The sequence below is a fragment of the Rhodococcus baikonurensis genome, assembly GCF_040489275.1.
GTDB lineage: Bacteria > Actinomycetota > Actinomycetes > Mycobacteriales > Mycobacteriaceae > Rhodococcus_F > Rhodococcus_F baikonurensis.
Window position 1 is genome coordinate 23,298 of record NZ_JBEUOQ010000002.1, and the last position, 12,295, is coordinate 35,592.

Sequence of the window (12,295 nt, forward strand, 5' to 3'; positions counted from 1 at the left end):
TTCTGTGCTGTTCTGCCTGGCTCACCTCCACCAGATAGTAAATACATTAACTAAAATGATGTGATGGGCGCAACCCTCCAAGGGGGTTCGGGTCTATGTCAGTTACGTCCGCGTACGTCGAACTGGCTGCGGTTGGTGATCAGTTTGTCCAGGAGCATGACAAGGATGCGCTGTTCGGCCTCGCTCAGGACGCTGACCCAGGCGTGTTCGCGTTCGTTCTGCTCGCGAAACGCTTCGACCATGGCTTCTCGGCCTTTGTCGGTCAGGTACAGCTGGACTGAGCGTCCGTCGTTCTCGGTGGGACGGCGATCGATCAGCCCATCTGCCAGTAGCGACTTGGACAGATTGGAGACGGCGGCCCGGCTCATCCCGGTGAGTTCGGCGGCAGCCTTCGGCTCGATCGGACCGGCCAGCCAGGTGACGAACAACAGTCGGAACGACGACCATGACCAGCCGCGAGGGCGGTGGATCGACGACTCGAGATCGTAGGTGACCACGTTCGAGGCCCGATTGAGCGTCAAGAGCACCTCGGTGGCCAGCTGGTCGCGAAAGCCGTGTTCGGTGGCCAGTCGTTTGTTGGCCAGTTCGATGAACGACCAGAAGTTGAGCTCGCCGACGGTTGGTTGGTCATCGGTTGTTCGCTCATTCATGGCCTAACCCTAGCGTGGCTCACGGTTGATAAATGTGTGTACTAGATTGTGGATGTTCTCGCGAAACTCGGAAACCCGGCAATTCGGCGACAGCCCTGAGCCGTCTGGCGCAAGTGGCGACGAGTTTCCTCTGGGTGCGGCGCATGTCGAGATGTCGGCGGATCCGATTCAGAAGGTTCTGGAATTCGTGTCTTGTTTCTGTCGCCCCAGATTCGAATTATCGCTTCAGCTTTACGAAAACAAGGACGCAGGATTGGTCCTTACCTAGAATTCGCTTACAAATCTGTCGGGTGTCGGTTTCAAGGATCGACGCGTCCGTGAACTGTGAAAGTGAGTCACAATGAAGCGCTCGTGCCGAGCTCGCGCTCGAATCTGGATGGTTGTCCTGGCGTCGGCGACACTGGTGGTGACCGGGTGCGCGGGTAGCAGCCAAGGTACGACGACGGATGCATCGGACGTGACGGTCGGAGTTGTCGGTGACCAGAACGACGGGGGAGAGCCACGCTCGGGTGGCACGGTGTCGTTTGCCACGTACAACGGGATCAGCAGTCTCGATCCGGCTGACCGTCAGGACGGCGGCGCTACCGGTGGTAGCGAAATGGCAGCCATCTACGACCTTCTGATGCGATTCGATACCGCGGCGGGCGAATATGTTCCGCACTTGGCACAGTCCTTGTCGGCCAATGACGACAACACGGTGTGGACATTGAAGTTGCGTGACGGTGTCACCTTCAGTGACGGCACGCCGATGGACAGCGCTGCAGTCGTGTGGAGCATCGATCACTATCTGCAGAAGAAGGGTACTCACGCGCTGGTGTGGAAGACCGCTGTGCGTGAGATGAATTCATCGGATCCGAGTACGGTTGTCTTCACATTGGCTCAGCCGTGGGACGAGTTCCCGATCATGTTCACCACCGGTCCCGGCATGATCGTCGCACCCTCGTCGATGGCTACCGGTACGTTCACCCCGGTCGGAGCGGGTCCGTTCACAGTCGAGAAGTTCGCTTCCCAGGACGAATTGGTGCTCACGGCCCGTCCGACGTACTGGGACGGTGCGCCGTACCTCGAGAAGTTGCGCTTTCCCGCAATCGTCAACGAAAAGAGCAAACTCGAGGGCTTGCACACCGACGGAATTCAGGTTGCCTATTTGAAGTCACCCGATTTCATTCACGAGGCTTTCGAAGCCGGCGATCCCGGATTCGTGTACTCGGCCAGCATGGCCGGAGTGCTGGCAATCAATCAGCGCGACGATCGGGCAGCGAAAGACGAGCGTGTGCGTAAGGCGATTGTCGCTGCGGTGGACCCGACTACGTTCAACGAGCGAGTTCAAGGCGGCTTCGGTGAACCCGGCACCGACATGTTCGCGTCGTGGTCGCAGTGGCACGGTTCGGTGGCCGGAAACGGCTTCGATCCCGAGGCCGCGAAGAAGTATCTGGCCGAGGCGAAGGCCGACGGCTACGACGGAAAACTGACATACGTCGGAATGAACGATCCGGCGACGCAACGCAGCGCGCTGACGTTTCAGTCGCTCTTGCAGGCAGTGGGTTTCACGGTCGACATCACCTACGCGACCAGCATCAACGATTTGATTTCCATGCTGTATGCAAAACACGACTACGACGTGTCCTACTTCGCGTTCAACGTGCTGGAAGAGTCACCCTTCGTGCGCATGTACGGCAATCTGTTCAGCGAATCTCCGTCGAACATCCTCGGCTACAAGAACGCTCGGATGGACGAGTTGCTCGGCAAGCTGCAAACAGCGTCGGGCGAGGATGAACGGCGAGCCGTCATCGACGATATTCAGACAGTGGTCAACGAGACGGCGCCGATGGCCGTGGTCAACTCCGGCAAGGTCTTCATCCCGTGGCGCGAGAACGTCCACGGAGTGACCCCGAGTGCGGACGGGATTCTGCTCTTCGGCAATACGTGGTTGAGCTGACCACTGTTCCCCTTCTGCTGTCGCTGTGAACAGCACTGTGTGACAGCAAATTCAGTGGCGTCATCTCCCTCCCGTGGTATCGACTCTGTTGCGACGAGGAAAGGTGGAAGTCAGGAAAGCCATCGCTATGACCATGATGAGGGTCGCGACCAATCCGTCCAACCAATAGTGATTTGCGGTGGCGATCACCACAAATGTGGTCACAACCGGGTGGGCGAGAACGGGCCAACGCCATCGAGACCGTATTGCCAGGAACAGTGCGATGGACAGCAACAGCGCCCATCCAATGTGCAGCGACGGCATCGCGGCGAACTGGTTCGAGAGGGTATCTGTGTCTGGAGGTCCGTAGACCGATTGCCCGTATCGGGTGGCGAGGTCGACGAAACCGAGATCGGGCAGCATTCGCGGGGGTGCAAGCGGGACCAGCACGTGGATCACAACCGCCGTTGCGGTCAAGGCAGCCATGACATTTCGGACCCATGTGTAGTACTGCGCGCGATATACCCACAACCACAGCAGTGTGGCAATTGCAAAAGGGAAGTGCACGCTCGCGTAGTATCCGTTCGCAAATCTCGCGAGGGTATCGGAATGCGTGAGGAAGGCATTCAGTGACGCTTCGTTCGGTAAATGCATTCCGCGCTCGAAGTCCACGAGAGCGTGGGCGTTGGAGAATGCTCGTGATTCCTGGCCGGCGGCAAAGATCCGTCCGGCGCGATAGCCCAGGTAGAGCACCGTAATCAGCGCCAACTGTGTTGTCGCTTCTCGTCCGCGCCCTCGAACTTGCTCCTGCAGAGATCGAAACCACAAGGGTCCCAGCAGTTGTCGAGGAGTAGATATTCCGGTAACACCCATTACCCGCCCTCACATCCAGGCGAAGTCACCGAAGGCCACTTCGACGGCTCGGCTGCCTGCGATCGTTGCAGCATTTGTTCCGCGGCATTCGCTGGTGGTCCGATCTTTTGTTTCTCACGCCTGTCGAGGACCTGGTCGGAGCGCGCAGTCCAGATCCCCGACAGTCGCAGCGTTCTTGCTCGCGCTATCAGGCGTGAATCCCTGTCCTTCAGGGAGTTCCGGCTCTCACGCCGTGGCGAATTCGGAATCCGACGGACGTTCCGTTGCCTCTGCGGGGCGAGCCTTGTCGGCGCGAGCTTTGTCGATGAGCAACACGCACAGCAGGGAGATGGCTCCCCAGATTCCGAAGGTCATCAGCTGACTACCGACCGTGTCCGCACCGAAGTACAGGATCGATCGGACGGACTCCACAGCTGCGGGCATCGGCAGTACGTCGTGTAGGACGCGGAAGATCCCGGGTTCCATGTAGATCGACATCGCGGCACCCGAAGCCGGTATTCCGAGAAACATGAGAACTCCGACGGCCGGGATGACTGCGAGGAGTCCGAGTAGTCGAACCAGCACGGTGGTGAACAACGCGGTACTGAAGATCGCGATGATGCCGGTGCCGAAAAGCTGCCAGAAGTGACCGTCGATCGTGCCGACGAGGGGACCGGCGATCAGCCAGATCACGGCCGACATGAACACCGACCATCCTGCGAGAACGGGAACAAGCGTCCGCAATTTCATCACTGCCGGCGCTGCGCTGCTGCCGACGACGATGATCATGAAGCCGGACATGATCCAGCCCATCGCCAAGTACATGCTGACCGTGCCGCTGGAATCCGAGTCGGCGAGCGGTGCGAGATCTTCTGTCGTCAGTTGTACGTGCTGGCCGGCAGAAACCTGTTTGAAGACCGATTGCACTGCTTGCTGTTGGCTCGTTCCGGCGGCTTGACTGGTGATCAGTGTCGCGGTGGGCGACTCTGCCGAAGGTAGGACGTAGGCGGCGGTGACTGTGCGGTCCTGAACGAGGCTGCGGGCTTCGTCCACTGATCCGACTGCCTGCAGATCGAACAGTCCGCCCAAGTTCTGTTCGAGGCCGGCGACAGCTTGTTCTGCCTGTTCCGTGGTGGCCGCGACCACCGAGACCGGCATGTCCCGGGGAGCAGGCTGGTACATCGAACCGAGCATGACCGAAAGCATGAGCGTGACCATGGCGAAGGGGAAGAACGCCAAGGTGGCGTAGCGAACCTTGTTGCTGGCTGGTCGCGGCCGTGCGGTCAGCGATGCCATCGAGATCTCGGGAGTACCAGCCTCGGGGTTGCGGCGTCGTTTCAGCGCGTCGACGCCCAGTGTTGCGAGTAGTGCAATCGCTGCGCCGAGGGCCAGGACCAGCAGATGGGAGCCGAGTCCGTCGCCGCCGAAGTAGAGCACCGAGCGCAGGGCCTCGCCGGCGGCTGCGGTAGGCAGGAAGCTGTGCAACGTTGCGTAGATCGACGGCATCGTGAACACCGACATGCCCATGTTGGATGCCGGGACGCCGAGCACCATCACGAACAACATGCCGACCAGCACTGCCAACGGGCCGAATATCCGGGTGAGGAGCAACTGCACGGAACCGACAGCGAATACGGCGAGCCACGAGATCCCGAGGATTGCTGCTGTATGCCCCTCGACCGCGCCGAGGATCGGACCCGCGACCAACCACACCAGTGCTGCGATCAGCGCTGACCATCCGGCGAGAAGTGGTACGACTCGGCGGAATCGCAACAGCTCGGGCGAGTTGGACAGCGTAATACTCAGGGGCATGTAACCGGCAAGCATCAGAGCGGTGGCCATGAACATCGCGGCCAAGCCCGCAGGGTCGTGGGCCGGCAGTGGTGCGAGATCTTCGACGGTCAGATCGCCGCCTTGCGCAAGGACCTGGGGAGCGAGCAGTCCGGTGACCGTGGAAACCTGAGCAGCTCCGGCCGCACTTGCGGTGTAAACCGTCGCGTTGGGGTCCGTAGCGTGCAGCGATACGACGCCGGACACCTCGCGGTCGAGGAGGAGTTGGCGTGCCTCCTCGTCAGTGGCGACGATCCGGACGTCCACGGCCGACGGATCGGACGCTTCGAGTGCTGCCGCAAATTGTTCGGCCTGCTGTGTCTGTCCGGCAACTGCGACAGGCATGTTGTTCGGGGCAGGTGCGTGCATCGCAACCAAGTAGCCGGTGATCATCATTCCGACCATCAAGAAGGGCAGCAAGATCATCGCCACGTACCGGCCGATCTGCTCCTTTCGGGCGCGAGCGGCGGCTTCGGCCACGGCGTTCCCCTCTGGCGGACTTTCGGCATCGGGAGAAGCAGTGGTGGGCATTGTGGAACTCCTCGAACTCTGGGCAGGTGTTGCTCGATCCGGTCGCGACAGGCAGGGCGGATCCACGGTTGGGCCGATGGGACACGCCCACCGTCGTCCAACAGAATTACGCGTCCTGTCTTAAATAAAGTTACGCCGCATGTCTTAAAATTCAAACAGGCAGGGTAGTGATGTCTGCCCTATCGGTGAGAAGGCGTATCGAACGACCCCGGCAGACGAAGTCGACGAGGAGTAGGCATGGGACAACATGGTGACCGGGTGAAGAAAGCCTTGCTGGACGCAGCTGAGGAGCTCTTTGCCAGGGAAGGGGTTGATGCGGTCTCCAACCGGCACATCGCCGAGCGCACTGGTAGTGCCAATCACTCCGCTGTGACCTATCACTTCGGCGGACGTGACGAGCTCATTCGGGCGTTGATCGAGCGTCATACCGACGACACCCGTCGCCGACGCCGTGAACTCGCCGATCTACTCGGCGAAGACCCGGATCTCCGAGATCTGTTGGGCTGCCTCATACTCCCGTGGACCGACCAACTGGCGTCCTTGCCTCGTCCGAGCTGGCGTGCACGGCTCGTACAACAACTGAAGGCGGCGCCGTCGGGCATCGAACTCATTGCCATGCTGTCGGATCCGCTGGTCGACGAAGTGTTTCAGCGGGCGATGGGTCTCCTCTCGGATATTCCTGCGCCCGTGCTCGTCGGTCGATCTTGGATCATGGGACGAATGGTCACCGACGTCTGCGCCGAATACGAGGCACGCCTCGAGCAGGACACCATCGAGCCCAACTGGACCGGGTTGGCCTACTTCCTCATCGATGCTTGCGCGGGGATGCTCAGAGCGCCGGTGACCACCGTCGGCGACTTTCTCAGCTCTCGTTCGGCGGGCACGCTCTCTTAGTTCAGGGAATGGTCATCGGAGGTGAGCGCAGATCGCTTTATCCGCCGGGAGTTGGGGGCGGCCCGACGACCTCCAGGTCCAGTTCGGCACGAGCGCGCCCGAATCCTTCACCAGGGAAGGTCATGTCGCCTCCTTCGACGTGGACGTGAGCCTCGGTCGGGCGGTTCATGTATTCGAAGAACTTCTCGAACACACCGGTGGTCAGGAGTCCGAGCATCTGGGTGCTGTGGCCGGCGAACGAGAAACTGTGCACGGTGCCTGCAGGTGCGTGAAGGAAGTCGCCTTTGGTCAGAAGGATTTCCTTACCGTTCGCGTGCAACAGAATCCGGCCCTCGAGGCAGAAGAAGTTCTCGGTGTGCTGACGGTGGAAATGCAACGGAATGTATGGACTCTTGCCGCCGCTGGTGTGCATCGCGAAGTACGTCGAATCCGTGTTTCGGGAGCGTGCGAGATAAGTGTTGAGTTGGTCCATGCTCGCCCATCGGTCACCTTCGCCGGCTCGCAGGACGTAGGCCGAATTGGACTGAGGCAAAATCGATCCCGACGACGAGGGAAGATCCTTCTTCTCCAGGTCGAGAACTCGAATTCCGTACTGCGCTGCAAGTTCGGACTGACGCGCGTCTGAAACATTCTGGTCAGCGCTGATGTCGAAGACGTGCGACTGCGTGGCGGTGCCCGATTCTGCGCCCCAACTGTGTCCGTCACCGACAGTGAGCCAACTCAGGAATCGCGTGCGATGCGCGAGCATGCGGTACGCGTACGGCGTGCCGGGTGGGATCGACACGGCGTCTCCCGCTACGAGGATGTTGGTTTCGCCCGGAAGCCAGACTTGGAGTCGACCGTCGGTGACGTACAGGAAACGGAATTCGTCGGAGTGCTCGACGAACGGCGTCTCGACACCTGCGCCGCCGTAGACGTAGGCGGCGCCGAACTGTCCACCGGTATCTTGCGGGCGGGCGATGACTGTGAGGAGTTGACCGCCTAGTTGGTATCGCTCGCCTTCACCGGCGGACAGGTGGTAAGGCACGCAACGCCCTGGTAGAGAATCCGATTCGGGAACGGTGGAGTGGACCTCGTCCAAACTCGGAATGTCGAATGTGGTCATGAGAGGGACGCACCTGCTTTCAGCGTTCGAGAGAAAAAGGCTTCGATAGTCGCGAACGACGCGCATGGGCGGCGTTCGACGAACCGTCTCCCGCGGTCGGTGGAGGCTCGGACTGTTGCGGACGCGGACGGATCACGCTCGAGGTGCCCCTGATCGAGACTGAGCCCAGGACCCAGCTCCAGCACGTTGCCCGGGTTGAAGAAGCCGTGGCCGAAACCGTCCACGAGATAAAGGATCACGTCGTTTCCATAGGCGGCGAGCGAGTCGTACAGGCTGACGCTTTGGTGGTGTGGAACCATCGTGTCCTCGATCCCGTGCATGACCAGGAACGGGGGCGTTCCGCCCTTGGCTACGAGTGCCGGACTCGCGTCGCGTGCGGCGGCGAGGTTGTCTCGAATCGGTCCACCCAACAGTGATGCCTCGGGCGATACTTGTTCGGCTTCGGAGATCGGCGACGAAAGATTCACCAGGGCAGGAAGATCTGCTGGGCCGTAACCGTCGACGACGGCCTGGACTGCTGAGCTGACGGATGAGGCTTCTTCGTGGTCCAGCCGAAGGGTCGAGGAATGGATGCCGGCAAGCGCTGCGAGGTGCCCTCCTGCCGACGATCCCCAGAGTCCAATTCGATCCGGATCCACGCGATGTTCGGCGGCATTGCTTCGCAGCCAGCGCACTGCGCGCCGAACGTCGAGCAATTGACCGGGGTGAACGATGTCCGGTGCCAACCGGTAGTCGATGCTGACCATCACGTATCCCTCGGCAGCGAAATGCTTCGCGAGGTCTGGGCAGGCCGTGCGGTCTTGTAGCCGCCATCCACCGCCGTGGATCCACACGATCGCAGGCAACGGCTGCGGCGGGTCCTTCGGTCGGACTATGTCGAGGTGTAAGCCAGGGGCGTACTCGACCGTGGAATGGCGGACATCGGTCGAAACCGTGTCCACGTGGGTGAACTCCTTCGACGTGAACCCGGGCCTGGGTCGTCGCTTTCGCGGTTGTAAGGCCTCTCCTTAGGTCACTGTCTAGTAAGGCAAGGTAGCAGGAAAGGGAGAGATCCGGAAGCCTACGTTTCTATGCTTCGAGACCGATCGGCCATACGGCATGACCCCCTGTGTGCCTTTCCGATAGTGCCACCACCAGAAAGGCGCACAGGGGCTTGCCCCTAAAGCTCCGCTCGTACCACCTTCGCGGCTTCGACGAGGTTACGCAGCGACGCTTCGACCTCGATCGGCCCCCGTGTCTTCAATCCGCAGTCCGGATTGACCCACAATCGTTCGACCGGAACAGCTTTGAGTGCTTCGCGTAGCGACTCCGCGATCTCGTCGACGCTCGGCACGCGTGGCGAGTGGATGTCGTAGACACCCGGACCGACGCCGAGGTCGAACCCGACCGAACTGAGATCGTCGAGCACCTCCATGTGTGATCGCGCAGCCTCGATGGACGTGACGTCCGCGTCGAGACCGGCGATGGCACCGATCACCGCTCCGAACTCGGAGTAGCACAGGTGGGTGTGGATGGCGGTGGAATCCGCGACGCCCGAGGTGGCCAGCCGGAAGGCACCGACCGACCAGTCCAGGTAGGCGGGCTGGTCCGCAGCACGCAGTGGAAGTAGCTCACGCAGTGCCGGTTCGTCGACCTGGATGATTCCGATACCGGCGGCCTGCAGATCGACCGTCTCGTCTCGAATGGCCAGTGCGACTTGATTTGCCGAGTCGGCGAGCGGTTGGTCGTCGCGGACGAACGACCAGGCCAGAATGGTGACGGGCCCGGTGAGCATGCCCTTGACCGGCTTGTCTGTCAGCGACTGTGCGTACGTGATCCAGTCGACGGTCATCTGCTTCGGACGTGAGACGTCGCCGTACAGAATCGGCGGACGCACGCAGCGGGTACCGTACGACTGGACCCATCCGTTGGCTGTGGCGAAGAACCCGTCCAACTGCTCCGCGAAGTACTGCACCATGTCGTTGCGTTCCGGTTCGCCGTGAACGAGTACGTCGAGTTCCAATTTTTCCTGGAGTGCAACAACTTCGGCGATCTCGGCGCGCATGCGGTCGACGTACTCGGCTTCGTCGATCTCGCCCTTGCGCAGCGCCGCGCGAGCGATACGGATCTTCGACGTTTGTGGGTACGAGCCGATAGTGGTCGTGGGCAGCGGTGGCAGAGACAGCAACTCGTCCTGGGCAGCGCGGCGCTCGGCGGCGGGCGCGCGACCGGTCGCCGAGCTCAGAACGGCGTCCAGCCGGCCTCGAACGCTCGCGTCATTGAGTCTGCGATCGTCCTTGCGGGTCGACGCTGCAGCTCGTGCCAGCGCGAACTCGTCCTCCACCGACTCTCGCCCCTGCGTGAGAGCGGTTGCGAGAGTGACCACTTCCTTGACCTTCTCGGTGCCGAACGCGAGCCACGAGCGTAGGGCCTTGTCGACATCGGCTTCTGCGTCGAGAGTGTACGGAACGTGCAGCAGGGAGCACGACGTGGAGACGGCAAGAGTATCCACGCTGCCCAACAGAGCACCCAACGTGCTCAGTGCCGAATCCAGATCCGACCGCCAGATGTTTCGTCCGTCGACCACACCGGCGACGACCAGTTTGCGAGCGAGTTCGGGGACGGAGCCGATCGAATCCTGACCGGCCACCAGATCGACGGCAAATCCTTCGACACCGGTGGACGCGAGTGCGGGCAGCGCGTCACGCAGCGAACCGAAGTACGACGCCAACAGGATCGACGGCCGCTCGGTCAGTGCCGAAAGCTGTTCGTACGCAGCGCGTGCCGCTTCGATTTCCTCGTCGGTGCGATCACCTACGAGAGCCGGTTCGTCGAGCTGAACCCACTCCGCGCCGGCCTTCGCGAGCCGACCGAGTAGATCCGCGTAGAGGGGGAGCAGTTCGTCGAGCCGCGAGAGCAGAGGCTCGTCAGTGCCGACAGGCTTCGAAAGCAACAGGAAGGTGACCGGTCCGATGACGACCGGGCGGGCTGCGATGCCGTCGGAAAGTGCTTCTGCGAGTTCGGACAAGACCTTGGACGGGTCGAGTGCGAACGTGGTGGACGGCGAGATCTCCGGCACCAGGTAGTGGTAATTGGTGTCGAACCACTTCGTCATTTCGAGCGGCGCGATGGTGTCCGTCCCACGGGCAGCTGCAAAGTAGCGGTCCAACGGATCGGCGACCGATGCGACGCGATCGGGAAGTGCGCCGAGAAGAACTGCGGTGTCGAGCATTTGATCGTAGAAGGAGAAGGTGTTGACCGGGATCGAGTCGAGGCCCAGGTCACGGAGGTCGGCCAAGCCCTGCCGACGGAGGTCACGGGCGACGCTCTGCAAGGCGTCGGCGTCGATGCGCCCCGCCCAGTAGCTTTCGGTTGCCCGCTTGAGTTCTCGATGAGGACCGATGCGCGGTGAGCCCAGCACGGTCGAAGTGAATGTCGTTGTCACGGAGTTTCTCCAGATTGCCAATGCACTGATGGCCACTGCCGGCAGACGGGTACACCTCACGAGACCCCGAGCTTCGGCGGGCAGCACTGCCCGAACCACGCACGAGGTCCGATGGAGATCTACACGCCCATTCCACGAGGCGGTGGACCGTCGGGCACGGCGTGCCCGACACAGTCGGCAGGTCTTCGGACTCGCGGGCACTCGATCGAGTTGGATCGAACCTACTGGCCGTCGCTTCCCAGGCGGATGCCCAGTGCACATAAACGGCGGTCGTTCCTGCTTACCGCTGCGGGACAGTCCCGGATTTTCACCGGGTTCCCTCTCACTCCGTCAGCTTGCGCTGACGGGGCTTCGACGCCGGGAACGGTCTTCGGGGCTCCTCATGACCGTGCCGGGCGAACCAGCTGCATCGATCAGCATAAGGCCAACCCTCCCTGCGCAGTCAAGGAGAGTCGGCGAAGGGCGCTACGCGCGTGACATGTAGGAATTCGAGTCCGGTGGTACGCGCGGAAGATTCTCGGAGGAACGTAGATTCTCCGCCATTTCCACAAGCAGATCCTGCGAAGACGGTGAGAGATCGACGACCCGAGCAGTGAGGTTTCGCAGGCGCACGTTGTGCAGCTGTTCGAGAAGTGAGAGGTCTGCTTCGCCACCGGAGACGGTCGGTGGAGTGTGGTCGGACGGGGCGTAGAAGTAGTCCGGATGGACGTTGAAGAAGTGGGCGAGGGCAGCGACCACTTCGGGTGACGGGTTGGTTCGGACGCCGGTGCGTAGTTGCGACAGGTACGGCGTCGAGATGCGGCATCCGAACTCGGTCATGCCGCGAACGACCATCGCGTTGGTGACGTGAAAGTCGGCAGTCTCGAACAGCGAGTTCAAGCGATCGTTGAACTGGTTCGACATGAGACGTCCCTTCCCCCGTTACGCACAGGCTCCGTCGATTCAATTAACTGCATCATAGCCAGTTATCGAACGATTAGCTGTTTTGGATTCTCACGAAGGGGGTCCTTTGCAGGGAAAATCCCTAGGGTAGAAGGTCCCTACTTTGAGTGATCTGGACAAATCGTCATCAAGAATCGAACGGCGGACTA

General features: G+C 61.2%; 9 protein-coding genes and 1 riboswitch. Of the genes, 2 read left to right on the top strand and 7 right to left on the bottom strand.

The genetic code is table 11. The features are described from left to right. Window positions 1–98 precede the first annotated feature (98 nt). Window positions 99–650, bottom strand: a complete 552-nt coding sequence (locus ABWI03_RS04270) for a MarR family winged helix-turn-helix transcriptional regulator (RefSeq protein ID WP_124567629.1) — start codon at window positions 648–650, stop codon at window positions 99–101. A gap of 340 nt (window positions 651–990) precedes the next feature. Between ABWI03_RS04270 and ABWI03_RS04275 the strand changes: the two genes are divergently transcribed. Continuing rightward, window positions 991–2,589 (top strand): ABC transporter substrate-binding protein, encoded by a 1,599-nt coding sequence (locus ABWI03_RS04275; RefSeq protein WP_124567628.1) that lies wholly within the window; start codon window positions 991–993, stop codon window positions 2,587–2,589. 60 nt (window positions 2,590–2,649) lie between these two features. On the opposite strand, the gene ABWI03_RS04280 is transcribed toward ABWI03_RS04275, so the two are convergent. Next, window positions 2,650–3,336: a phosphatase PAP2 family protein gene (locus ABWI03_RS04280; protein ID WP_298777287.1), complete on the bottom strand. Its 687-nt coding sequence runs from the start codon at window positions 3,334–3,336 to the stop codon at window positions 2,650–2,652. 330 nt (window positions 3,337–3,666) lie between these two features. Beyond that, window positions 3,667–5,781, bottom strand: coding sequence for an ABC transporter permease (locus ABWI03_RS04285; RefSeq protein ID WP_172436475.1), 2,115 nt, complete (start codon window positions 5,779–5,781; stop codon window positions 3,667–3,669). Window positions 5,782–6,018: 237 nt separating this feature from the next. Between ABWI03_RS04285 and ABWI03_RS04290 the strand changes: the two genes are divergently transcribed. After that, entirely contained in the window at window positions 6,019–6,675 is a 657-nt protein-coding gene (locus ABWI03_RS04290; RefSeq protein ID WP_095968762.1) for a TetR/AcrR family transcriptional regulator, read from the top strand. Between the two features lie 37 nt (window positions 6,676–6,712). Here ABWI03_RS04290 and ABWI03_RS04295 read toward each other — a convergent pair whose 3' ends face one another. The 4 genes from ABWI03_RS04295 to ABWI03_RS04310 form a co-directional block, all read right to left on the bottom strand. Next, window positions 6,713–7,780 carry a quercetin 2,3-dioxygenase gene (locus ABWI03_RS04295; protein ID WP_095968763.1) on the bottom strand — a complete coding sequence of 356 codons (1,068 nt, stop codon included), beginning with the start codon at window positions 7,778–7,780 and terminating at the stop codon, window positions 6,713–6,715. Then, window positions 7,777–8,721, bottom strand: coding sequence for an alpha/beta hydrolase (locus ABWI03_RS04300; RefSeq protein ID WP_235170160.1), 945 nt, complete (start codon window positions 8,719–8,721; stop codon window positions 7,777–7,779). Before ABWI03_RS04300 ends, ABWI03_RS04295 begins: the two co-directional genes overlap by 4 nt. 218 nt (window positions 8,722–8,939) lie before the next feature. Then, on the bottom strand, window positions 8,940–11,204 hold the full coding sequence (gene metE / locus ABWI03_RS04305; protein ID WP_298777288.1) for a 5-methyltetrahydropteroyltriglutamate--homocysteine S-methyltransferase: 2,265 nt from the start codon (window positions 11,202–11,204) through the stop codon (window positions 8,940–8,942). A 159-nt stretch (window positions 11,205–11,363) separates the two neighbouring features. Next, window positions 11,364–11,572, bottom strand: a riboswitch (cobalamin riboswitch). A gap of 97 nt (window positions 11,573–11,669) precedes the next feature. Beyond that, window positions 11,670–12,107, bottom strand: coding sequence for a helix-turn-helix domain-containing protein (locus ABWI03_RS04310; protein WP_166809294.1), 438 nt, complete (start codon window positions 12,105–12,107; stop codon window positions 11,670–11,672). Between the last annotated feature and the right edge of the window lie 188 nt (window positions 12,108–12,295).